We start from the raw sequence: 23,364 nt of genomic DNA, 5'->3' as shown, positions 1-23,364 counted from the left end.
GTACTCCTTCAGCGCCTGCTGCCACAGATCGGTCGCGCGGGTGGTCGCGTCCTTGGCCCCAGCAAGCTCCCAGTTCTCATGGTTGGTCCAGTTCGATACCAAGGGGCGATAGAACGCCGTCTCGTATCGCTCCATCGTATGAGGCGACCCAAAGAAATGCCCGCCAGTGGGCACTTCGCTCATCGCTTCAAAGGCCAATTCGGCTTCGTTGATCTTGATCGGTTCCAAAAAGGCCATTTTGTGCTGCAGCATCTCGACATCGAGAACCAGTTTTTCAAAAGAGGCGCACAAACCGCCCTCAAGCCAGCCTGCCGCATGGTAATGCAGGTTGGCATGGCCCAGCATACAGGCCCAGAGCGCCATTTCGGTTTCATAGGCGGCCTGCGCATCGGCCACATTGGACGCGTTGGTCGGAGAGGCGCGATAGGGCAGGCCATAGCGCCGTGCCAGTTGGCCGCTGGCGATATTGGCCTTTGCATTCTCCGGCGTGCCGAAGGCAGGTGCGCCTGAGCGCATATCAACGTTCGAGGTATAGGCCCCATAGAAGACCGGCGCGCCCTTGCGGGCCAATTGGGTCAGCGCGATGCCGAACAGCGCCTCGGCGTTCTGCTGGGTTAGACCGGCGGCTAGCGTCACTGGCGTCATTGCGCCCATCAGCGTGAATGGCGTCACCGCCACGGCCTGTCCATGCGATGACATCGCAATCAGCCCATCGGCCATGTCACCGTCAAACCGCCGCGGCGAATTGACAGAAATGATGGTGGTCACGCCGGGATCATCCGCAGCTTGCTCCAGCGTCAGACCCTTGGATATCGCCATCATCTTGATGCCATCCATCGCACGGCCTTTGCCAATCGAAGTGCAGTGAAAGCAAAGGTCGGACAGTGTCAGATTGGCGTTATACGTGTCCAGATGCCGGTTGTTGGCAGGCAGTTCCATCGGCGCACAGACCTGATTGCCGATGATGTGGATCGCATTGAAATGATGCGCCAACCGGGTGAAATTCTCGAAATCCTTCAGATTGCCTGACCGCCGCCCGTTGATGTTGTCATGCACTGAAGGTGGGCCGGCGACCAGGCCAAAGGCCATGTGGTTGCCGCCGAATTTCAGTGCCTTGTCGAGGTTGCGAGATCGCAATGTGAATTCACTTGGTGCGGTCGAAATCAATTGTTCCAGAAGTTCCGGGGCAATACGGACGATTTCGCTTTCGTCGTCCACGTCGGCACCTGCATCACGAAACATTTGCCGCGCCTCGGCACTCATCAGTTCGATCCCAAGCTCTTCAAGAACGCGCAGCGAGGCATGGTGGATCACTTCCACCTGATCGTCCGATAGCACCTTCATCGGCGGATAAGGGTTGCTTGGCTGCTGCCACGGCAGTTGCGGGATAAGATGCGCCCCGGCCTCGCGGTCACGGGGCGACGCGGAGCGGCGGCGGCGAGGTTTCGAACTCATGGTCCTAGTCTTTCCTTGCTGTAGTTTGGCGGTGCCCTTCTATGCGCCCTGCCAAATCGGTTTGCGTTTCTCGGCAAAGGCTCTGGGGCCTTCGGCTGCATCCTGTGACGCGGCGACATCGCGCCAAAGCCGATCGGTCAGCGCCCAAAGTTCGATATCGGCAACCGCCTGCGCGGTTCGTCCAATTTCAAGCGACGCCGCAACCGCAAGCGGGGCGTTTGCAGAAATTTGGCCAGCGAGTTTTTCTGCGGCGACCAGAGCCTCACCCGGCGCGGTAAGCCTGTTGAGCAGCCCAAGGCCATCCGCGTCGCTGGCCGAGATACGCGCTGCGGTCAGGCATAGTTCCAGCGCCTTGGCAGGTGGAATGCGCCGCGCCAGTCGAAAGGTGCCACCGGCGCAGGCAAATATGCCAACCCCGACCTCAGGCAGGCCGAAGGATGCGGTCTCAGAAGCAATGATAAAATCGCAGGCGAGCGCCAGCTCGAACCCGCCGGCCAGTGCCGGACCCTCTATTACTGCAATCAGGGGCTTGGTGCGCTTTGCATCGACAAACCCGGCAAAACGCCCCTCGCCATTGAGAATGTTTTCGCCCTCACCTGCCAGAAAAGCTTTCAGGTCCATGCCAGCACAAAAACTGCGCCCGGTGGCCGCAAGGATGCCAACCCGCACGGTATCGTCAGCCTCGAACCGTTTCAGGGCGTCGCGCAACGCCTCTGCCATACGGCTGTCGATGGAATTGTGTGCTTCCGGGCGGTTTAGCGTCATAATGGCAATTGCCGCGCGCCGCTCGTAAATGACCGGATCAGTCATGGCTTGCGTCCTTCGGGTTGCTCAAAATCAGGTCAAACAACGGGGTTGTCGATCCTGAAGCAAGCCTGTCCACAGCAGATTCAATCGCATCGGCTTTGCCCTGGCCCAGAACCGGTTCGGCCCAGGCGTGGAATTTCGCACGAATCTCTGCATCGGACGCCGGGTTTTCGGGATCACCGCTCGCTTCGGTTCGCGTTGATGTCAGCTGCCGCCCGCCACGCAAATGCAAGGTAACATGCGCGAAACGACGGGCCGGGAACGCATCATTATAGGCATCACATTCTTTGATCACCATGCCATTGGAAAGGCGCAGGATTTCCGGATCATTGAGCGCCGCGCCAGCGATATCTTCCGGTCCGAGACCGCCACGCACCATTGCGGCCGCCGCTGGAAACGAAGTGGAGTACTGTGCCTCTTCGGTGGTGCGGGGTTGCCGAACGGCCAAGCGTTTGGATTGGTGGAATGTCGTGACCTCGATATGGTCGACATCAGCAGCGCTCAGATCGTGTTGGGTGCGCAAATCAAGTATCGCTCGTACCGGCGGTTGCGCCCATCTGCAAACCGGCCATGGTTTGTAATATTGTTCGAAGATGCACCACCGCTGACCCAGATCAGACCAAAGGTCTGCGACATCGTCATGTTCCACGCTCAGTGCCGGCGCACCTGTAAAACCGTCTGCGGCCAGATAGGCTGCCGATACGCCCGCCATCGCCCCCCAGCCGGACCCGTCCTTGAGCATGGTCGGGTGGTCGATACACCGCATCATCTGGCTGCGCGGACCGTGATACTCGGCAATGCCGATTGCTTCGCGTGTTTTTGTCGAATTCAACCCAAGCCCGCGTGCTCCGAGCGCGGCACAGGCGACCGCGATCCAGGCCCCTGATGTGTGATAGTCGCTCGCCGTACGGTGCAGCGCAATGCCGGCACGGCTACCGATCTCATAGCCGAGGACAAGCGCGGTCAGAAATTCTTCACCGCTGTCACGTCCCTCGGCATCGCTGATGGCAAGCAATGCCGGAAGAACGCCACAGCCAACATGCCCCTTGGTCAGCTTGTGGCCGTCATGCCCGTCAAGCGCGTCAATCGTCATGCCCCCTGCCAGAGCCGCCCCGGCCGGGCTGACAAATCTGCCATCGAAAAGCATTCGGGCACCGTGTTTGCCTGCACCGAATTGGCTGGTAGCATGATCAAGAATAATGCGTGAAAGTTCGGTGCAAGTGCCGCCTGCAGCGACGCCGATGAGATCGAGCAACCAGCGCCGCGCAAATCTGCGAACGTCTTCCGGAATATCCTTGAATTGCACGTCATGCAGGAACGCAGTGAAATCGCGCGATGCAACGGCGCGGGTGGCCGTGCCGATATCCGGAGGCTGCGTGCAGGTGCCCATAACTCTCACCTTCCTGTAAAGTCCGCGTCGCGTTTCTCAAGAAGCGAGTTCACCGCTTCCATATGATCTTTGGTCTGGTGGCAGGCGCCTTGATAGGCGGCGGCCAGTTCCAACACGGTATCCAGCCGGGTGTTCAGTCCTTCGCGCAGCAGGCGTTTGGCCATACGCAACTGGCGTGGCGGGTTCTTCGCGATGCGGGCGGCGAGCTTGCGGGCCTCGGGCAACAGCTCCTCCGGCTCGACCACGGATGACACCAGCCCCCATTCCAACGCCGTTGCCGCATCGACGGGGTCAGCGGTGAAGGTCATCTCGGCGGCGCGGCTCAGCCCGACCTGACGCGGTAGGAGCCACGCCCCACCGTCACCCGAAATCAGGCCGACGCGCACGAAGTTTTCCGCGAATGTCGCCGCGGTCGAGGCGATGCGGATATCGCACAGGCAGGTTGTATCACAGCCCGCCCCATAGGACGGCCCGTTGACGGCGGCGATCAGCGGCACTTCGCATTCCCACATGGCTTTCGCGACCTGCTGTATGCCGCTGCGATAGCCGTCCTTGGCATCTACTGCGTCACCACCAAAGATCGATTCCTTGTCGCGCATATGCTTGAGATTGCCACCCGAGGAAAACGCCTTGCCAGCACCCGTGACAATCGCGCAGCGCACCGATTGATCTGCGTTGATCCGGTGCATCGCCGCGACAATCGCCACGCAGAGGTCGCGATCCGTCAACGCATTGCGCGTCTCGGGCATGTTGAATGTCAGGGTTACGATGTGATCAGTTTGATCATAAAGAAGCTTTTCGGTCATGTGTCCAATCCAGGTTTGGTGTCGGGCGGATCCGGGTTTGTTTTCAGATATTTCAGGATTGCCCGGGCAGTGTTTTCTTGTGAGCTGCCAGAAGTTCGCGCTTCAGCACCTTGCCGCTGGGATTTGTCGGCAGCTCATTCATGAACGTATAGGTCTTGGGTCGCTTGTACGGCGCCAGGTTGTCACTCGACTTGCAAAAGCTATCGAGATCTTCTGCTGTGAGCGCATTGTCGGATGCCACGACATAGGCAACGACGATCTGGCCCCACTTTTCGTCCGGCAGGCCAACCACCGCAGCTTCCTGCACACCGGGGTGCGTATAAAGCAGCTCCTCGACCTCGCGCGGATAGATATTTTCACCGCCTGAAACAATCATGTCATCGGCTCGGCCGTGGAAGTAATAAAACCCCTCTTCGTCCTGCGAAAACAGATCGCCTGAATAGACCCAACCGGCCTTCAGTTTCTTGGCGGTTTCAACCGGGTTGTTCCAATAGCAGGTCATGGCTTGCGGGCCACGCACAATCAGCTGCCCAACTTCGCCGCAGCCCAGTACATCGCGAGAAGTTGCATCTGGGCTGCGATCAATGATTCGGCATTCGGATATCAGCGTTGGCTTCCCGCAGGAACCCAGCTTGGACAGCGCATCCTCAGGGTGCAGAACCAGAGCCAGCGACGCCTCGGTCATGCCGTAGCCATTGAATATGTTCGGGCAAAACTCGTTGATAACGCGCTCCATTACCGCCGAAGCGATGGCAGCACCGCCAGTGGTTATAAGCCGCAGCGACGACGTGTCGATCCTGGGAAACTCGGGACGCAGTAGCATTTCCTGTATTTGGGTTGGAACAGCAAACAGCGTGGTAATCTTTTCGGAAAAAATTGTTTGCAAGGTTTCCAGCGCATTATAGCGACCCATCACCACGTTTGTGCCGCCGACCATCAGATGCGGCAGAAAATACGCCTGCATCCCACCCACATGATAAAGCGGCGCGATATGCAGCGCGTTGTCACGGTGGTTCAGACCATATTCCATTACACAGTTCATCGCGATCGCAATGTCGTTGGCGTGGGTGTGCACCACCCCCTTGGGTCGTCCCGTCGTTCCCGAGGTATAGACCAGTGCCGAGGTATCAGTTCCCGCAGGAATAGGGCGCAGAATGTCGCGGTCCTCGGTTTCCTCGGCAAGCTCATCGAACTGGCTGTGGCCGTCGGGAATTGCCGCCTTTTCGTAGGAACAACTGATAAAGTCATGAACCGACCGAACCTGCTCCTGGATTTTAATGGCGTTTTCGGTCAGGTGGCGCCCATAGACCACCACCCGGGCACCGCTGTCCTGAATGACATAGGCCGCCTCGCCGGGGCTGAGCCGGTAGTTCAGCGGCACCGCCACAGCACCGAGAATCTGACAGGCAAAGTAGGTTGTGACCGAGTTTTCTGATGTAGACACATAGAAAGCGACCCGGTCGCCAGAACGCACGCCCATATCTGACAGCGCTTGCGCAAACCGGCGCACGCGACCGTACCATTCAGTATATGTCCAGCGGCGCTCTCCGAAAACAAGTGCCGTATGGGACGGGTAGCGTTCTACCGAGGCTTCGAGAATACGGGCGATATGCATTGGATGGCGTCCTGTTAAAGATTGGGTTTGATCGACGGCATTTCGCGCGCCGCGATCAGGTATTTGGCCATTTCGGAAGACCCGCCCACGATCGGCAGAGCGCGCGCGTCGCGGTAGATCTGCTCGGCGCGTCCAAATTGACGCGTCACTCCATCGCCGCCCAGAATCTGAACCGTACGGTCGGCGCAGTATACGGCCGTTTCGGTTGAGACCAGCTTGCATTGCGCGGCCTCGCGCATCAGGTCTTTGCCGTCTATTCCCGCGTCGTACATCTTGGCTGCGCGGTAGGTCAGCAATTCAGCCGCATCTATACGCCAGCTCATTTGGGCAATCATGTCCCAGATCAGCTGTTTCTGACCAAGCTTTTCTCCAAAGGCGACGCGTGTCTGTGCGTGGTCACGGGCAATATCAAAGGCCGACCGGGCGACCCCGAGCCCCGATCCGCCGAGAATCGCGCGCTCGAAATTGAACGCGCTCAGCATGATCTTGAAACCCTTGTTTTCCTCCCCCAGCAGGTTTTCAGCAGGCACACGTACATTCTCGAACGTCACTTCACCGACGACACAGCCGCGTCGGCCCATGAAATCGTAGGTCTGCGGAAACGAAATGCCTGGCGTGTCGGCGGAAACGGCGATGGCGGTCATGCCTTTCTGCGGCGCTACGTCCGGGTCGCTGATGCCCCAGACGATATAGACGTCCGACTTGGTGGCATTTGAGATGTAACGCTTGAATCCGTCGATCACCCATTCCTTGGTCTTGCTATCGAACCGGATGCGGGTTTCCATCCCGGCACTATCCGAGCCGACATTGGGTTCGGTCATACAGATCGAGCCAATGGCCGAACCTTCAAGTATCGGTGTCAGATATCTGTCGCGAATTTCAGGGCGGGCAAACCTGTGAAGCGGAAACGCGCAGGACAGCGCTGTGGCGATGGTGGTCTCAAACGCATAGTTGAGATAAGCCGCTTCCTCCGACAGCATCGTGGCGTGGGTCAGCCCCGGTTGCGACAGCGACCCTGAATAGAGATCGGCGAACATCAGCTTCATATAACCTGCTTCGCCAAGGGCGCGGACCACTTGCTTGACCGCTTCCCAGTCTTCATCGCGTTCGATGGCTTCGGCCCTAGGGGCCAGTTCGCGGGCCAGAAACTCGCGAATTTCGGCGCGAAAGGCCCGGTCCTCATCTGTCATGAAAAAGTCGCGCATTTGCTAAATCCTCAAGTGTGGTCCTGCCGGACGAGCTCGGGAATGCCGAGCGTTTCAAGCAATCGTGTGGTTTCGCGCTGAACAAGGCCAATGTTGCTGTCGCGTACTGTTGGCAGCAGGTGCCGCGCCCGGCGCACCTGATCATAATCCAGATCGGCCGAGATCAGCTCTTCACCTTCTCCGGCCACAGCCAGTTCCCGACCGAACGCGTCGATGATCCGCGAACCGCCCCAAAAGGTCAGATCGCGCTCGGTTCCGGTACGGTTGGCCATGATCGCTGGCGCGCCGTACATCATCGCATAGAACCGCATGGTCAGCGCCCAGCCACCGGGATTGTCAAAATCGGCACCCACGGCCTCGACACCTGAACTGACCGGACAGACCAGGAAGGTCGCGCCATGCAGAAACGCCAGATGGGTCAGGGCGGGATTCCACAAATCGGCACAGATCAGCAGGCCCGCTGCCCAATCCTTATCCATGCGGCAGATATCGACGAACCGGCCGCTGGCATAGTGTTTGCCCTCTTCGAGCTTGCCATAGCTGGGGATGTTTACCTTGCGGTGCAAAAACTGAATTCGACCCGCTTTCAGGATGGCGCAGCTGTTGTAGAATTGCGCCGCTGGGCCTTCTTCGATGAAGCCAACGACGACAGCCATATCGCCCGCTGCCTCGGCCAAACGTTGCAGCCGCGGATCCGTGCGGCGCATGGCAATGTCGAGAAGGGTTTCGCAGCCATGATGCCCAGTCAGCGACAATTCCGGCATCACGAGAAATTCAATGTTCTTTTCTCTGGCCCGGGCGATCCAGTCTAGGTGCAACTGGATATTGGCATCGACGTCACCGATTTCACTGCCAAACTGCGCGACGCCGGTTTTCAGTTTTTGTTCCACGGAGTTTTGCCCGTTCGTGTGCAAAGGACCGAGGCAGGCGGTACCGCCTCGGTCCGGTTTCGTTCACATCATTCCGTTTTCTTTGAGATATGACGCGGCAACGTTTTCGATGGACTCCTTGTCGACATCGACGCGCGCGTTCAGCGTGGCCATTGTCTGGTCGTCCAGCGTTGCGGAAAGAGCGTTCAACAGCTCGCCGATTTTCGGATTGGCTTCCAGCACTTCGACACGCACGACCGGGGCCAGTGCGTAGGCGGGGAAATATCCCTTATCGTCTTCCAGCGTCACAAAATCGAAGGCCGGAATGCGGCCGTCGGTGGCAAAGACGAGACCAACCTCGACATCGCCGTTTTTCAGCGCTTGGTAGACCAAGCCCGAATCCATGCGCTTTACCTGGTCACGGCTCAGCTTGAATTCATACTCTTTCTGAAGCGGCTTCAGCCCGTCGGGACGCGCATACCACTCGGCGTTCGAGGCCAGTGTCAGATCATTTTCGTTGTTCACGCGCGCTGCGAAATCCGACAGCGTCTTGATGCCCAGTTCTTCGGCCTGCGGTTTACGCATGGCAAGGGCGTAGGTGTTGTTAGCGTCCGACGCATCCAGCCAGACGATACCCTTCTCGGCGTCGAGTTCCTTGACCTTGGCATAGGTCTCTTCCGCATTCAGCTTTTCTTCGACCTTGTTGTAGGTGATCAGCGACGTGCCGGTGTATTCCCAGTAGACGTCAATCTGCCCGTTTTCCATTGCCTGACGCAACGCGGCCGAGCCCATTCCAGCGCGGTTATCCACCTCGAAACCGTTGGCTTCGAGCAGTTGTTGGGTCATCGACGACAGCAACTGCTGCTCGGTAAAGTTCTTGCCGCCAACCGCGATTTCTTCGGCTTGGGCGACTCCGGCGAGCATGACAGCGCCCGCAAAGATCGTTTTTGCAAAACGAGTGAACATGTCTTGTTTCCTTTGTTTGTTTACAGAGTCTGCGCGTTTCAGCGCAGCGGGTTAACACCTTTCGGGATCAGCCAAAGCTGTGCCTGCCCGACCAGGAAATCCACCAACACGGCAAGCCCGGCGGTGGGGATCGCCCCGGCCAGCAACATGCCAGTATCCATCAGGTCGATACCGGTGAAAATGAGTTCGCCCAGACCACCACCGCCGATCAGGAAGGCCAGCGGTGTGGTGCCGACATTGATAGCCAGCGCCGTACGGATACCCGAGAATATCACGTAGAGTGCATTGGGTAATTCGATACGAAAGAGGATTTGCGCGGGCTTCATGCCCATGCCATGCGCGGCTTCCTTCAAGTGCGCCGGAACGGCCAGAAGCCCCGCATAAGTGTTACGCACAATCGGCAAAAGCGAAGCCACAAACAGCCCGAAGAACGCTGGTGCAAAGCCAATACCAAGCAGTGTCATCGACAGGGCGATCACCGCCAGCGTGGGAATTGTTGTGCCAATGTTGAAGACCTGCATGATCGTCTCGGCCACGCCAGCCATCGAAGGGCGCGACAACCAGATGCCGACCGGCACGCCGATCAGGATGGCAGCGGAGCCAGAGGCCAGCACCAGAATGACATGCTGCCGTGTCAGATAAACAATGTCTTCCCAATAGGTCAGGATCTGATCAATTATACCCGAGAAACCGATCAGGACGCCGATGCCCAGCATCAGCCAGGGCAGAATGCGCACGCTGCGGTTAGATGCTGCTGAATTGGCCATGCCGCCCTCCCTTACGCCGATGCCTGTTGCTTAGCGGATTTGCGATAGGTCTCGCCCAGGGCGCTGGTCACCGCAGGTTGAGTCACCACGCCGGTGAACCGGCCGGACGCATCGACACTGGTCAGCCACATCACGTCATTGGCGAACATTTCCGAAACCACCGCCCGCAAATCGGCATCATGTGGCACCACGGCGGGCAAGGGTCGGGCCAGATTCTGAACGGTTCCGCTGGCGCCCTCCAGCATCTCCTCGGTCACGTAACCGACAGGATGGTGATCGCCATCTATCATCACCGCCAGGTTCGAGCCGTGGTCGCGTATGGCGGCCAGTGCGTCCTTGGCTTTGGTGTGGCGCGAAACGGCGGGCGCCTCGGCATCCGCCACTTCTTCCACAGTGACCAGCCGCAGCCGCTTCAGTGTCCGGTCCGCGCCCACGAAATCGGCGACGAACGCGTTTGACGGGTGCGCCAGAACGTTGTCGGGGCTGTCATACTGCTCGATCACGCCGTCTTTGAAAATGGCGATCTTGTCGGCCATCTTTACCGCCTCGTCGATATCATGACTGACGAACATGATCGTCTTCTTGATCTCGGCCTGCATCTTCAGGAATTCATCCTGGATGACCTCGCGGTTGATCGGGTCGATGGCACCGAACGGTTCGTCCATCAGCATGACAGGCGGATCGGCGGCCAGTGCACGGATAACGCCCACACGCTGTTGCTGCCCACCCGACAGCTCTTTCGGGTAGCGTTTCAAGAACAGGTTCGGGTCCAGCCCGACCAGGTCCAGCAGCTCCTTCGCCCGGGATTTGGCTTTGCTTTTTTCCCAACCCAGCAGTTTCGGTACAACGCAAATGTTCTCTTCAATCGTCATATTGGGAAACAGGCCGATTTGCTGGATGACATACCCTATCGAGCGACGTAATTCGACATCGTTCATCGTCGAAGTATCTTCGTCACCAATGAATATCTTGCCCGAAGTTGGCGAGATAAGCCGGTTGATCATCTTCAAGGCCGTTGTCTTGCCGCAACCCGACGGACCCAGAAGAACACAGATTTCACCTGCGGGAACTTCCATGTCAACGTCACGCGCAGCGACAACCTGACCGTTCGGCGTGTCAAAAATCTTGGTGAGTTTTTCAAGACGGATGGTTTTGGTCATTCCGGGTCCTCAGCGTTTCAGACCCGCGGGGGTCAAGCGTTTCTGCAATTTTAGAAGAGCAAAGTCGGCAAGGATGGCCAGCAGCGATACGGCCAGAGCACCGGCAATCAATTGTCTTGGATCAGTCTGGCTGATTCCGCGAGAGATCAGCACACCCAATCCGCCTGCTCCGATATAAGCGGCAATGGCGGCGACACCGATATTCATCACCACCGCGGTTCGTACGCCCGCCATGATGACAGGCAATGCAAGCGGAATTTCCACCTGCCAAAGGCGCTGAGAGGGTGTCATTCCCATCCCCCGCGCCGATTCCCGTAGGGCCGGATCAACGTTGGTGATGGCCGTGTAGGTGTTGCGAATAATTGGCAGCTGTGAATAGAGCAGAATAGCGATGACGGCTGGCAACCAGCCAATCCCCTGACCGATCAGCGACAGGACCGGGATCATCAGACCGAAAAGCGCGATTGACGGTACCGTCACGATGATGGAGGCGACATAAAGCACAGTATCGGCAATACGACGGTTCTGGGTGATGGCGATGCCGATGGGCACGCCGGTGAGAATCGCCAGCCCCACGGCCACGGCCACAATCGAAATATGTTCGATGGCAAGCCCACCGATAAAACCCAGATTGGCAAATATGAACTGAAACGTTTCCAAGCATCCCCCCTACCGGCTGTGCCGAAGATGTCGCACAGGATATTAGGTTGCCGCCACGGAAGCGCTGCATCCAACCGGCAGATTTTTATATCTTGCCGACACGTATGCGGTGCTTGCGCGTCCGAACCGTCAGTGGCGAGGCTCCGCACCAGGCTTTGAAGGCGCGACTGAAATGTGCCTGACTGGAAAAACCGGCGATTTCAGCAATTTCTTCCAGCGAATCGGTCGTCGCCAGCAGTCGGTTATGCGCCCTGTCGAGGCGCAGGTTCAGGTAAAAGCCCGACGGGGTGCTGCCAAGTTCCTTTAAAAATAGTCGTTCAAGCTGTCGTTCAGAGATGTCCACCGTCTCCGCCAGCCTGGCGACACTGACCGGTGCGGAGTGATTTTTCTCCATTATCTTGATCACGCTTTCCAGTCGCTTATCGGTCAGTTTGTATCGCCAACGAAGATCGCTACGCTGCACCTCACTGGAAGGTCGGACTGCACCGTGCAGGAATTGCTCCGCGACATCCGCAGCCGTCGCCTCGCCTTCCCGGGAAATGATCAATTCCAGCATCATGTCCATGGAACTGGCTCCACCAGCCGCAGTATAGATCGTTTTGTCGATGCAGAATAATTCCGAGCTTACGTCTACTTCAGGAAACTTCGCTTTCAGAGTGTCAAACATTTCCCAATGTATGGTCACATGCCGCCCCTCCAACACCCCCGCCGCCGCCAAAAGCAATGTTCCGTTGCTGATTGCGCCGATCATCCGTCCCTGACGGTGCAGCCAACGAAGATGGCTCATCAATTTTTTGTTGCAGAAATTCTCGAGATCCAGGCTGGCCACGATGATGGTAAAATCTGCCTCAGGAGGATCGTTCAGATCGTGGCTGGCCTGAATTTCCAGCCCATTGCCCGCCGGTATTGGCCCCTTTTTCTCACCCAGAACATTCCAGCTGTAGCGGTTCGAACCCAAGAGGCGGTTAACTGAGCGGAGAGGCTCGATCGCTGAACTTAGAGCAAGCAAAGAAAAACCGGGAACAAGAAAATAGGATACGCGGAATTCTCGCGCGTCAACAATTTTTGATGAGCTTCTTGATGTGGACATTTTCTGATGTAAACCCAGCGATCACCCCTGCTTTATAGCTATATGCATATCTGCTGCTAACAAAGTGGATTCAAGCAACCGTACACCTCCAGCATACGCTACAGCGCGTGGTCATTAGGGAGCGGGAACGCCGTCTTTGAGAAGACGGACGGTCGCGCTGGCAAAAGTGCAAGCGGCCAATGCCAGTGCGAAACTGACTTAGGATCCTCTTTTCGGCACTGCAATCACCCACGCGCGCCAATCCGCAAGGCACCCGACGAATTCGCAACGATCTTGATTTTGCGATTTTTACCGATGCACCACCAATAGCTGCAGTGATGATTTACGTGCACCTGCGAAACGAGTGCCATCTCTCCGCCGTGGCGGGTGTTGGCGAACTCTCTGAAGTAGAGAAAACCGGTTTTCATGCTGCGTAACGGCACAGATTTTTACACCACCGCAGAGCGGTGGTTTCTGCCTGCGCATGCAGCGATAATTCGTCACTTCTGCAATGGGCTCGAAGCTGACTTGCGGCAGCGCAGCGTTCGCGTTCAGCGTCAGCCGCGATCCGCCGGTAAGGACGGCCCTGAGGGGTCCTTTATCGCAAGTGCAGCGAACGACCGCGTGACCGCCCTACGTGCCGTTCTGATCCTTTCTGAAAACCCTTTCAGCCCCCTCGATCTCTTCGAAGACCAGTTCGGGCACAACGACTTCCCAATTGGCGCGTTTCAGCAGGTGATGAAAGCGCTCATCGGCATCCTTTTTACGCCAATGTATGATGGCCGCTATCTCGCCGGTGACAAATTTCGTGCCAATCGGTGGCGCGAATGCTTTTGACATCCGCCCAAGGACCCGCCCTCGAAAATCCTCGACCTGCCAGCGCCCCCCAACACTGGAGAGTCTGACTGGCGCGCCGACCTGTGCTTCGGCGATCGCGTCATGAACAATGTGCCGATCACCTTGGCGTCCTGCGAATGATAGGTCGACCATCTTCATTTCGGGCGATTGAAAGAACCGGCGTGGGCCGGGGATTGTCGCCAAGTCGGGCACCACGTGCCGCGTGATCACGGAAGGCGACTCGGTGGGAAGGTATTCGTGATTGTCGTTGCTCATCACGATCAAGTTGCGCCGCGCACGTGTCATGGCGACATAGAACAATCGCCTCGGCGCGTCCTGATCTTCGTTTCGCGAGGGTCTTTCCCAACCACCATCCATGATCACGACATCGTCAAATTCGAGGCCTTTCGCACGATGCGCCGTCAACAATTTGAGGCCGCGCTGCTCGCCCCATGAGTCCTTCGACCATTCAGCAAACCACTCGATCACGTCAGGGGTCGGGAGCGCTTTGCCGTCAACATCACGTGCAAGCTGGCCAAGTCCCTCGCCAATCCGGTCAGTCCAACGGCTTGCGGGTATCGCATTCAGGGTTTCTGTCAGGTCGCCCAAGCTGACCATGGCCCGGGGCCTCTCGCCCAGGCTGCCGATGAACCTCTGCATCTCGCGGGTGCGCCATACACTTGGTAGGTTCTCGTTCGCCATTTCGACAGGAATTCCCTGCGCCTCGGCGAAGTCGCGGACCGGCAGAAGCTTGCGCCAGTCTCGAGAAATGATTGCCGCTCCCTTCCAGCTCCAATCCGGGATCAGTTTTGACAGGCGGATCATCTCATTGAGCGCTGCAAGGGCCTGAGCGTCATTCCCAGCCGGGCAGCTAAGTATTTGGACCCGCCCCTGAGCAACCGGGTCGAGGCTTTCCATGATACCCCCGCTCGGGTCCTTTTGCCGCGATTGGTCGACGGTAATCCCGCGCCCTGTTTTCATACGTTCCCGAGAACCTTCGATCACGGCATTTGCTGCGCTGATGATGTTCTTCGACGAGCGGTAATTGTCGGTTAGAAAGACCGGCTTGGCCGAATAATCCTGTTCGAATTGCCGAATGTGGCGCACCGATGCGCCGGCAAACGCATATATATTCTGGTCATCATCGCCGACCGCGAACAGGCTGATCCGTTGATCGGGGTCGTCTATGCTGCGACCGGCCACCGCAGCGATCAAGGCGTACTCCTCGGGCCCCACGTCTTGATATTCGTCCACGAGAATCCAGCGGAATCCCTGGATCAAGGTCTCTCGCAAGGCTTCAGCCTCGACTTTGTCCAGTCCGTCGCCACGCAAGAGACGTGCCGCATCGGTCAGAAGCGTCTCAAAATCAGGTTCATCGGCGCCTGCGCGTCCGGCGAAACTCGCGCCAACCAACCGCATGGCCAAGGCATGGATGGTCAAGACTGTCACGAAGCGAGCATCATCGCTGATCAGTCGACGCAAGCGTTCCCGGATCTCGGCGGCCGCGTGACGATTGTAGGCGAGCACCAGAATACCGTTGGGGTCCTCGCGCTTGATCCGGACCAGATAGGCGACACGATGGACCAGCACACGTGTCTTGCCAGAGCCCGGCCCCGCGAGCACAAGCACATTGGTCTGTTCGCGGTCGTCACGCACGATCTGCTCTTGAGTCTTGTTGCCCAGATTATCGACGATTTCGGCATAGGATTGTGGCGTCGCTTGCCGTCTGTACTCCGACGTCCGCCCCGGCATCCAAGCCTTCATGAAGTCGTCTTGGTCCATGGCGAAATAGTCATGTGCGAGTTGCTGGGCCTGATCTATATCATCCATGCCTTTGGTTGCGTAAGCCGCCACCACGTGGGTCTGGACGGTCTGTTCGCTGTAATGGTCCTCGAGCGGCGCAAAATGCTGAGAAGTGAAGCCAGCGCCCTTCGGGTTGATGTGCAATGTCATGGCCGAGCGGAACACGGACAATCCCTTGCCCAGAGTCACCACCTGCTGTTCGTGCAGCCACAGAAGCGCCCGGTCCATCAGCTTTGACGGATCGTTGACAGATGCCCGCAATAGCGCATCGCTGTTGATCGCTGCAAGAAGGTCGCCAAGCGTGGTCTCGACGGGAATATCTTTCCCACGCAGGCCGGTCTGAACCTTGTCGATCAAGTATGAAACCAGCCGCTCTGCCGCCTGCCTGCGAATCTGAGCGGTCTGCTCGATTACCTCCCATGATCTTTGCATTCGCACCATGAGACTGCCTTTGGACACCTTGCGCAGGCCGACATTGCCTTTGCCGCCATCCATGTCGCGGCCATCCTGCGCAATCCCACGGAGCAATCCCTCGACAATATCGGGCCGCACCGAAGCGTGTCCCTGCTCCCGTAGGGCCTGCGCCACCGAGGCCAATTGGCAGGGCCAAGCCTCGTTGATGTCCGCGTCTGGCGCTTGCTCTCTAAGGGTCGCAATCAGGTCGGCTTCCAACCGGGATGCCGCTTCGAACCGTTTTGGCGAGGCATTCTCGACGCGCACATGCACGAAGATTGTGATGTTAGTATCATCTTTTGCGATACCCAGGGCCTCGAGATCCGCCAAGGCCTTGCGCACGCCTGACACCGTCAGCCCACTGACCCCGCAAAGCTCGTCCGTGGTGATGCCCTCTTCCTGCGGCGCATTGATGATATGCTGCACAATGGCGGCCAGATCCTCGCGCCTCCGCTCAGTGATCTCGGCGGATGCAAGGATTTCGCGGACCTCCTGCATGCTCCTTACCCGGAGCGAGGCGGGAAACACCTGCACCCGGTTTTCTTCACGGTTCAGAAGGTGCGCCTCTTCGAGCCAGGCGACGGCCGTCTTCACCCGCGTATCGTCGGTATTGCTGTCGCGCTGGAAATCCCGGTCTTTCTCTTCGTGAACGATCTCGCCCGGCGTAGCAACGATCTCACCGCCTTTTCCAGTCCGGGCATCAAGGCGCCGAAGCGCTTTCAGGATCGCACTGATTTCGTGCCGCGCGAGCCGAGATCGCGCGCTGAGGCTGAACTGACGCTCGACGTCTTCTGCATTGAACAGAAGGACGCAGTTTGCGGGCTCGCGGTCCCGCCCGGCGCGCCCCGCCTCTTGAAGGTAGTTTTCCAGCGACCCCGGAACGTCCCCGTGAACCACCAGTCGGATGTCCGGCTTGTCGACCCCCATCCCAAAGGCGTTGGTGGCCGCTATGACGCGCAGATTGCCGACACGGAAGTCCTCTTGGATCTCACGTTTGTCATCGGCGCTAAGGCCCGCATGATACCGTTCAGCGGCGATGCCCTGTTTTTTTAAGAATTCCGCCACGCGCTCGGTGGCGTTTCGGGTAGCACAATAGACGACCGCCCCCGACACACCCTCGCGCGGAAGCTGGGCCTCGATCGTGTCGAGGATATCGGCCATCTTGGTTGCCCGCTGCGTTGCCAGCACCTGGAAGCTCAAGTTCGACCGCGATGCGCCACCGTCGATCAACCTCAGCTCGGACCCCAACCGCTCTTTGAAATGACTGCGGATGTCCTGCACGACGTCCGGCTTTGCCGTTGCGGTCAAGCAAAGCACCGGAGCCGGCTCGTCACCCGAGCTTTCCTTGATAAACCGCGAAACGTAGCGATAGTCGGGTCGGAAATCGTGCCCCCATTTGGACACGTAGTGCGCCTCGTCCAGCACCCACAACCCCACCTCGCGCTGTGCCAGAACTGACCGAACCGTTGTGCTGCGCAGTTGTTCGGGTGAAATCAGCAGAATAGCGGCATCCCCAAGCCGCACCTTGTCGAGCGCATCCTGGCGCTCGGGCAAAGACAACAGCCCGTTAATCGTAACCGCCGAGGAAATTCCGGCCCGCACCAAGCCCTGAACCTGGTCCGCCATAAGCGCCACGAGCGGCGATATGACGACGGTCAAGGCGCCGGTTTTTTCGAACCGGGACAGCGCGGGGATCTGATAGCAGATGGATTTGCCCGTGCCCGTCGGCAGGATGCCCAACAGGTTCTCGCCGTCCATGGCACTCGCCACGATCTTTTCTTGAAGCGGGCGTCCGTCCTCGTCGACCGGTTCCGGGCGGAAACTCGGAAAGCCGAACCAGCGTTCGAGTGCACGGGTGGGATCGTTGTGCTCTGTGCAATAGGCACAGTGCGGATCACGACAATTCGTGTCCCTCAGGTCTTTGACGAGCCGTGCAGCGTCACGGAACTGCGCCCGCACCCAAGGCGGCATGACAGAATCGCCACCTGCGACCGAAATCCAGGCAAGGGCATAGGCCATCGGCCAGCCCAGCCCAGTGTCCGGGAGTCGCTTGAGCACAGCTTCGACCTGCGCGCGGCAGGAGACCTCTTTTAGCAGCGTCTGAATGGCCCTGTGCGCGTCCGCTTCAGTCGGGATGGACGCCCCCCGCACGTCGCTGAACAACCGATCAAACCCGTCGCTACCGGGCCCTCGGCAGCAAAGCCAGTGATAGGCCATCATCGTCTCTGGCGACAACGTATTCAGCGATGCGAAGGCGTCGATCTGGTTGCGAAGGACCTCGAACACAAGACGCGCGTCGAACTCGGGATCATTGACATGACCAGTTTGAAGCCGCCCATCGCGGTAGTGTTTCACCAAGTGATGATAGGGATTGCGCGGGAACGCCAAGGGATTCAGCCACAGCGTGTCAACCGGCCCGTCCGCGAGCTTTGCGAAGCGCGGCGATGCCGCCATGAGATACGGCAGGTCATGGCGCAGAATATTGTGCCCAATGACATGTGCAAAGCCGGCGCAAAACAGGTCGAGTTTTTCAAGCGCGGCCCTCAAGTCACCTTTCCGATGAACAATCCCCTCTTCATCGCCTTCCGGCACGGCTGCAAAGGCGAATATCTTGGCTTCCCTGGGATCGACCTCCAGATCTATCGACAGACAGCGCGACAAGAACTTGGATTGTTCCCGCGGCATTTGAATACTGTTAATTCCCTGCGTATCAGCCTTTGGCTTTTCAGGCTGCTTTGGTCGGCTACGGGCAAGGGCTTTCGATATCCCGCGGGAAATTATGTTTTTCATAATGGCACGTTAGTATTTATTTCCACGGAGCGGAATCTTCGGCAGCCATTTGACCAAAAATGTTCTCCCGATGCCATGCCAGATTTGCGGGGTGCGGCCAGTTCCTCTTTTCTTCGGGCTTCCAGATCTTTCCATCCGGACCTAACAGCCGGTCGACGACATCGCCCGGCACCTTGTTGCGAGACACGAGGATTGTTTCGTTGTCATCGGCGACCGAGATCAGCCCACGATCGAACATCCAATGCAATGTACCTGACAGCGCCAGCCCGTTTCTCACGGAATCGCTGCCCTTGTGTTCGACGGGACGGATATGGGCTGCTTGCACCTCCGGGCGCCCTCCGCCGTTTCTGAGCATCAGCCCGGACATGGCGCAGCGGTAGTCGTAAGCCTCGCGCACCTTCCGACGGAACGCGACGTCCCGGTATGGGCGCCGTATGAGACGTTCCAGAACCGGTCGCTCGAAAATCGCCGCCTCCTCGGCCACCTCAGAGCCCTCCGGATCGTATCGTGTCGCCTCTTGCCTCTCGAGGTCTTCAGGAAGCCCCAATCGCACGATCCGAGCGAAATCATCATCCGGGAGTCGCCGAACCGCGAGCTGCACGGCCCCACCCTTCTTCGGGGTTCCATCTGGCTCCGTGAGTGCCTTTTCCATTGGGCTGCCGTCGATCAGCCTTGGAACTTCAGAATCGAGCGGCAGGAAGCTGCCCGGCTCAATCATGGCGAGGAAGCGACCCTCAACTCCGGGCTTTGGGATTACCTGCTCGATCTTCGCAACCGCGAAATACCCACGCGGCCCAGCCTTTACTGGCTCATAGTAAATGACCCAGTCGCCCACGGCTTCCTGGACAGCCCTGAGGTAGCTGCGCGGAAAGTCGTAGACGACGTCAGGTTCGTCGTCGTAAATAGAGTCCGCCTTGTGTAGCAGCACGAGCTTTGTCATGCTCCCAGAGAATACGACCCTGGGCAGAATGCAAGCGATCAAACGCTGTAAATCACCAAAAGCCGGTTTACAGCGCACCAGCTAATTTATTGATAATGCGTGACGTAGAATGCACCACCTTTAGAAAAACTCCAATGAAATCAGGAACCGAATGCGACTTGGATTCCCGACCACACATTCGTTGGCACCAGCCGCGAAGACGGGTAACTCTTGGCGCTTCTCGCCAACGGCCGCATGCTACCGGTCTCCCGCTCATAAGCGCCGCAGGTTCGGCGCATGCGACCGATGCCGATCGGCCGTGAGCTCTTCCCCAAACGGCCCAAAGCTGCCGTCCACTCGGGATGTCGGATGCTGTGATGCGGCCCGTGAAACCTGCCATTTGCTGCGACCGCAAAGTCTATTACTCTGAGAAATCCCTATCTGCGGGACGAAACACCATTTCGCTGCGTTTGCGCCAATGGCTGTTCGCAGGTCACGAAGGCTTGCTGACGGAAAAGCTAAATCGGCCAGTTGAAAAGAAGTGCTCACCTCGCGCATTTAGGGATGTCTGTTCATCCGCCCAAGCCTGAAGCTCATCGTCTGGCACGGTCTTCTGTCCGCTGACATAGGCCACGATGAATGGCACAATCCCCTCTCCGTAACAGCCGTCATACCGGTCGACATTTACGATAGAGAAATAGCTTACATCATCCACGGAGAGCCCCGCCTTTCGGAGGCGAGCGGTAAGAGTGCGGGGCAATTTACTGTCGGCGCAGTGAGGGGCAAACGCTTTAAGCACCTTCTCCATTCGATCAGGATGCTCGCTGTGCCAGCAGACGCCTTCCCAATCAGTGGCGAGAATCAGGCCACGCCCCCCCGGCTTGAGTACCCGATGAACTTCAGATGAAAACGCTTCAATATCTGGGACATACTCAGCTACCTGTGTGCTGACGACGACATCAAAAAAGTTGTCGTCAAACGGGAGCTCAGATGCATCAGCGCATTGGTAGCTGAGCCACTCGCGCTGACTTCTTCGACTGGCGCGATCAACCATTTGTTTGGAGATGTCGACGCCAACCACTTTCCCGTCTGGACCAGTTTGATCAGCAATTGCAGCGGCAAGAAATCCTGGTCCGCTCCCGATATCTAGGACGCGTTCTCCCACTTGGACCGCAATCCTCCGAAGCGTGTCACTGCGTTGCGCAAGGACGTCCGGCCCAAGGTATACTGCCTCTAAACGTTTTGCAGCTGCCTCGTCGTATTCCATGCCCATAGAACCATCCCTCCGTCATGGATCTACGTTAGCATCAATTTTTCCACTGAAGAAACAGGCTGGTGACCAAGGCAATTTGCAGTCGCGCCGTCTTGCAGACATTCGTGAGTAGCGCAGCTTTCGACACTCCGGGCTCAGAGCGGCCATTTTCCGCATTGCCGCATCCGCGTCAATTCCATTGGCCTTGGCCGTCACTCCCGGCCCTTAACAGTCATTCATGCTGTCGAACGCGAATGTCGGTTTGGCATGCAGTAATTCGGTCGTGAACAGCTTTGAAAGCATGCGCGTCAGGGAACGGTCTTGCTGTTGGGCGCTGGCGTCGATGCGAAGCATGGTAGTCATGGTTTTCTCCTATGTGAGTAGGAGCGATGTATCCCCTGCCGGTTGCCGCAAAAGCGGGGCGACCCGGGCATATGCGCGAGCCGCCGTAGTTTTCTGGTTGGCTGGATCAGAGATCGTTCACCGGGGTGTTGACGATACCGGGCCATTTGGCTTTGGCACCCGCGATAACCGCCTCCGGATCTTCGCGGTATTTCGCCAGAATCGCGGCGTTCACGAAGAGATAGAGCTTGCCATCGACGATATCGACATAGCGGACATCACCATCGAGTTTCTTTCCGACGAAGACGCCAAAGGCGCAGAAGCCGCCGAATTGAGGCAGGTAGCTTGTCGGATTCACTTCGAACGCCTGCTTTGTCGCCGCAGAGGCGAAGTAGTAGTCGATGCCGTCATGGCTCGCGGTGAGTGAGGCGTCGCCGGTCAACGGTCTTTGGTCGCCGAACATCGACACCGGGTCGACCCCGTGCAGGCCCAGCGGTTGCCCCGCGAGGGTATGGCCGTTGACGACGTTGTATTCGTCGGCGGCATACGCCCATGTCGCGAAGGTGAACGTGACAGCCGAGGCGACCGTGAGGATGGCTACCCAGTTCGCGATGTCCTTGATGAGTTGGGGTTTCATTGTAAGTTTCCTTCAGGGTTGATTGTATAAATTGGTATGGGGACGAAAGCTCAGCTTGCCGCGGCGATGCGTTTCACGGCGTCGTCCGTCCACCAAACGCCGTTGGCGACCATGCGGAAATTGATGAGAGCGGCGAGATAGCCATCGCCCTCGGGCACCTTGGCGCCTGCCGTCGCATCGCGCACCACGGCGACTTCGTAGCCAAGCTCAAGCAGGTCATAGAGGTGCGCCTGGGTGCAGAGGTTGGCGGACATGCCCGCCAGGATGACCTTGTCGATGCCGCGCTTGCGCATCTGCAAGTTCAGGTCGTTCTGCGCCGGGCTGTAGACCTTGTGGGGCGAACAGACGATGGTTTCGCCGTCCTCGATGTATTTCTTGTACTGCGGCATCCAGTCGGCGCCGGAGCCTTCGAAGTTGTCGAGGTTGAGCGGACCGAGACGGTCGAACATGCCGATCGAGTGCATGGTCTTTTCCAGCGTGCCCTCGAAATGCCATTCATGATCGTGTGGGTAATAGTAGTGGGGCGAGATGAACACCGGCATGCCAGCCGCCTTGGCGGCGGCGAACAGACGCTCGATATTGTCCACCGTGCCCTGCTCGGTCACGCTTTCGCCGACGACGCCCCAGGTGACGCCATCCTCGGACAGAAAGTCGATCTGCGGGTCGGTGACGACGAGCGCGGTGCGGCCGGGGTCGATCTCCATGTCGATCTGCGGCAGCCCCCGTGTCTCGGGGTCGGCGTAATAGGCGCGGGCCTCGTCGGTGGCCGCCGTGGCGGCACCGCCGGTGAAAGCCGCGGCCCCTGCGGCGGCCCCAGCTGCAGCCCCGGCAAGAACCCGGCGGCGGGCAAGGTCGACATGCTCTTGCGTAATCCCGCAGCCGCAGTCGTGGTTTTGATCGTGTGTCATGGTCAGTCTCCTGTTCAGGGGTGAGGACAGCGCGGCGGCATTGCCGCGATGCCAGGTTGGCGGGATCACACCGACCGCATCAGGAGACAGCTGTCACCTGGTCGCGGTCGTGGGTCACGCCGCGGGCGAGAGGGAGCGATGTCCGCTTTCCTTCGGGATCGGCACCCTCGCGAGGGGTACCGAAATCGGGGTCAGTCGGCCGGAAATTTGGTCAATGCGAGGGTGCAGGCGGCTGTTTTCATCGACGCGTGCTGGTCGGGGGCGGCCTTGGCGGCCTCCTCTATCCGGGCTCGATCGGGTTCCGTCATGGCCGACGGGATCGCGATGTTGCCGACGGTAATAGCCATGGCCAGGGCCGAGATGAGAAGCGAGTTTCTGTCTTTCATTTTAATGATCCACTTCGTGGCTTGAAATTCGGGCCTGCGCCCTTGGGTTTGATCCTTCCGGTCAGGTCGGGGAAATCCCGGCCTTGGTCAGTTGTCCTTCGAGTGCTTCGATGGGTGCAGATTGCCTGAAACAAGACGGTCTGGTATCGGCCAGACCTGCCACGGTTTTGGCCTAACCTGCCAACATGTATGGCACCGAAAATTCAGCGCGCTCAGCCGGGGCGCGTTCTTCCGAATGCAATTGCGAGACATGCGAACGGCCCGAGTT

19 protein-coding genes are annotated in these 23,364 nt (G+C 58.3%); all 19 read right to left on the bottom strand.

What is annotated here, in order from left to right; all coding sequences use genetic code 11:
* Positions 1-1,455: trimethylamine methyltransferase family protein (locus QZ522_RS02930; protein ID WP_294607277.1), on the bottom strand; the 1,455-nt coding region annotated here is incomplete at its 3' end.
* Between the two features lie 39 nt (positions 1,456-1,494).
* Positions 1,495-2,265, bottom strand: coding sequence for a crotonase/enoyl-CoA hydratase family protein (locus QZ522_RS02925; protein WP_294607275.1), 771 nt, complete (start codon positions 2,263-2,265; stop codon positions 1,495-1,497).
* Positions 2,258-3,652 carry an MmgE/PrpD family protein gene (locus tag QZ522_RS02920; RefSeq protein ID WP_294607273.1) on the bottom strand — a complete coding sequence of 465 codons (1,395 nt, stop codon included), beginning with the start codon at positions 3,650-3,652 and terminating at the stop codon, positions 2,258-2,260. Before QZ522_RS02920 ends, QZ522_RS02925 begins: the two co-directional genes overlap by 8 nt.
* 5 nt (positions 3,653-3,657) lie before the next feature.
* Complete coding sequence (locus QZ522_RS02915) at positions 3,658-4,458, bottom strand: crotonase/enoyl-CoA hydratase family protein (protein WP_294607271.1); 801 nt, start codon at positions 4,456-4,458, stop codon at positions 3,658-3,660.
* Positions 4,459-4,510: 52 nt separating this feature from the next.
* Positions 4,511-6,073 carry a long-chain-fatty-acid--CoA ligase gene (locus QZ522_RS02910; RefSeq protein ID WP_294607269.1) on the bottom strand — a complete coding sequence of 521 codons (1,563 nt, stop codon included), beginning with the start codon at positions 6,071-6,073 and terminating at the stop codon, positions 4,511-4,513.
* 14 nt (positions 6,074-6,087) lie between these two features.
* Complete coding sequence (locus QZ522_RS02905) at positions 6,088-7,278, bottom strand: acyl-CoA dehydrogenase (protein ID WP_294607266.1); 1,191 nt, start codon at positions 7,276-7,278, stop codon at positions 6,088-6,090.
* A gap of 11 nt (positions 7,279-7,289) precedes the next feature.
* The gene (locus tag QZ522_RS02900) at positions 7,290-8,168 is read right to left on the bottom strand and encodes a nitrilase-related carbon-nitrogen hydrolase (RefSeq protein WP_294607264.1); all 879 of its coding nucleotides are present in this window, start codon (positions 8,166-8,168) and stop codon (positions 7,290-7,292) included.
* Positions 8,169-8,231: 63 nt separating this feature from the next.
* A complete protein-coding gene (locus QZ522_RS02895) occupies positions 8,232-9,113 on the bottom strand; it encodes a glycine betaine ABC transporter substrate-binding protein (RefSeq protein ID WP_294607262.1) in 882 nt (293 codons plus the stop codon).
* A 38-nt stretch (positions 9,114-9,151) separates the two neighbouring features.
* A complete protein-coding gene (locus QZ522_RS02890) occupies positions 9,152-9,880 on the bottom strand; it encodes an ABC transporter permease (RefSeq protein WP_294607260.1) in 729 nt (242 codons plus the stop codon).
* Between the two features lie 11 nt (positions 9,881-9,891).
* On the bottom strand, positions 9,892-11,040 hold the full coding sequence (locus tag QZ522_RS02885) for an ABC transporter ATP-binding protein (RefSeq protein WP_294607257.1): 1,149 nt from the start codon (positions 11,038-11,040) through the stop codon (positions 9,892-9,894).
* Positions 11,041-11,049: 9 nt separating this feature from the next.
* Positions 11,050-11,700 carry an ABC transporter permease gene (locus QZ522_RS02880; RefSeq protein ID WP_294607254.1) on the bottom strand — a complete coding sequence of 217 codons (651 nt, stop codon included), beginning with the start codon at positions 11,698-11,700 and terminating at the stop codon, positions 11,050-11,052.
* An 85-nt stretch (positions 11,701-11,785) separates the two neighbouring features.
* Positions 11,786-12,790: a GlxA family transcriptional regulator gene (locus QZ522_RS02875; RefSeq protein ID WP_294607251.1), complete on the bottom strand. Its 1,005-nt coding sequence runs from the start codon at positions 12,788-12,790 to the stop codon at positions 11,786-11,788.
* 612 nt (positions 12,791-13,402) lie between these two features.
* Positions 13,403-18,547, bottom strand: a complete 5,145-nt coding sequence (locus tag QZ522_RS02870) for a RecQ family ATP-dependent DNA helicase (protein ID WP_294607280.1) — start codon at positions 18,545-18,547, stop codon at positions 13,403-13,405.
* 121 nt (positions 18,548-18,668) lie between these two features.
* The gene (locus tag QZ522_RS02865; protein WP_294607249.1) at positions 18,669-19,592 is read right to left on the bottom strand and encodes an HNH endonuclease; all 924 of its coding nucleotides are present in this window, start codon (positions 19,590-19,592) and stop codon (positions 18,669-18,671) included.
* Between the two features lie 472 nt (positions 19,593-20,064).
* Positions 20,065-20,838 (bottom strand): methyltransferase domain-containing protein, encoded by a 774-nt coding sequence (locus tag QZ522_RS02860; RefSeq protein WP_294607247.1) that lies wholly within the window; start codon positions 20,836-20,838, stop codon positions 20,065-20,067.
* Positions 20,839-21,048: 210 nt separating this feature from the next.
* Entirely contained in the window at positions 21,049-21,186 is a 138-nt protein-coding gene (locus QZ522_RS02855) for a hypothetical protein (protein WP_294607244.1), read from the bottom strand.
* A 106-nt stretch (positions 21,187-21,292) separates the two neighbouring features.
* On the bottom strand, positions 21,293-21,802 hold the full coding sequence (locus QZ522_RS02850) for a YHS domain-containing (seleno)protein (protein ID WP_294607240.1): 510 nt from the start codon (positions 21,800-21,802) through the stop codon (positions 21,293-21,295).
* 50 nt (positions 21,803-21,852) lie between these two features.
* Positions 21,853-22,710: a cysteine hydrolase gene (locus QZ522_RS02845; RefSeq protein ID WP_294607238.1), complete on the bottom strand. Its 858-nt coding sequence runs from the start codon at positions 22,708-22,710 to the stop codon at positions 21,853-21,855.
* 191 nt (positions 22,711-22,901) lie between these two features.
* Positions 22,902-23,096: a hypothetical protein gene (locus QZ522_RS02840; RefSeq protein ID WP_294607235.1), complete on the bottom strand. Its 195-nt coding sequence runs from the start codon at positions 23,094-23,096 to the stop codon at positions 22,902-22,904.
* Positions 23,097-23,364 lie beyond the last annotated feature (268 nt).

It is taken from the genome of uncultured Roseovarius sp. (genome assembly GCF_913054395.1).
Lineage (GTDB): Bacteria > Pseudomonadota > Alphaproteobacteria > Rhodobacterales > Rhodobacteraceae > Roseovarius.
The sequence above is the reverse complement of the archived record's forward strand: the minus strand, read 5'-3'. Positions and strand labels throughout refer to the sequence as shown.

What these genes read in the sequence shown, in the direction of transcription:
- QZ522_RS02925 (WP_294607275.1), bottom strand. Translation starts at nt 2,265, where the DNA reads ATGACTGATCCGGTCATTTACGAGCGGCGCGCGGCAATTGCCATTATG.
- QZ522_RS02920 (WP_294607273.1), bottom strand. Translation starts at nt 3,652, where the DNA reads ATGGGCACCTGCACGCAGCCTCCGGATATCGGCACGGCCACCCGCGCC.
- QZ522_RS02915 (WP_294607271.1), bottom strand. Translation starts at nt 4,458, where the DNA reads ATGACCGAAAAGCTTCTTTATGATCAAACTGATCACATCGTAACCCTG.
- QZ522_RS02910 (WP_294607269.1), bottom strand. Translation starts at nt 6,073, where the DNA reads ATGCATATCGCCCGTATTCTCGAAGCCTCGGTAGAACGCTACCCGTCC.
- QZ522_RS02905 (WP_294607266.1), bottom strand. Translation starts at nt 7,278, where the DNA reads ATGCGCGACTTTTTCATGACAGATGAGGACCGGGCCTTTCGCGCCGAA.
- QZ522_RS02895 (WP_294607262.1), bottom strand. Translation starts at nt 9,113, where the DNA reads ATGTTCACTCGTTTTGCAAAAACGATCTTTGCGGGCGCTGTCATGCTC.
- QZ522_RS02890 (WP_294607260.1), bottom strand. Translation starts at nt 9,880, where the DNA reads ATGGCCAATTCAGCAGCATCTAACCGCAGCGTGCGCATTCTGCCCTGG.
- QZ522_RS02885 (WP_294607257.1), bottom strand. Translation starts at nt 11,040, where the DNA reads ATGACCAAAACCATCCGTCTTGAAAAACTCACCAAGATTTTTGACACG.
- QZ522_RS02875 (WP_294607251.1), bottom strand. Translation starts at nt 12,790, where the DNA reads ATGTCCACATCAAGAAGCTCATCAAAAATTGTTGACGCGCGAGAATTC.
- QZ522_RS02870 (WP_294607280.1), bottom strand. Translation starts at nt 18,547, where the DNA reads ATGCCGCGGGAACAATCCAAGTTCTTGTCGCGCTGTCTGTCGATAGAT.
- QZ522_RS02865 (WP_294607249.1), bottom strand. Translation starts at nt 19,592, where the DNA reads ATGACAAAGCTCGTGCTGCTACACAAGGCGGACTCTATTTACGACGAC.
- QZ522_RS02860 (WP_294607247.1), bottom strand. Translation starts at nt 20,838, where the DNA reads ATGGAATACGACGAGGCAGCTGCAAAACGTTTAGAGGCAGTATACCTT.
- QZ522_RS02855 (WP_294607244.1), bottom strand. Translation starts at nt 21,186, where the DNA reads ATGACTACCATGCTTCGCATCGACGCCAGCGCCCAACAGCAAGACCGT.
- QZ522_RS02850 (WP_294607240.1), bottom strand. Translation starts at nt 21,802, where the DNA reads ATGAAACCCCAACTCATCAAGGACATCGCGAACTGGGTAGCCATCCTC.
- QZ522_RS02845 (WP_294607238.1), bottom strand. Translation starts at nt 22,710, where the DNA reads ATGACACACGATCAAAACCACGACTGCGGCTGCGGGATTACGCAAGAG.
- QZ522_RS02840 (WP_294607235.1), bottom strand. Translation starts at nt 23,096, where the DNA reads ATGAAAGACAGAAACTCGCTTCTCATCTCGGCCCTGGCCATGGCTATT.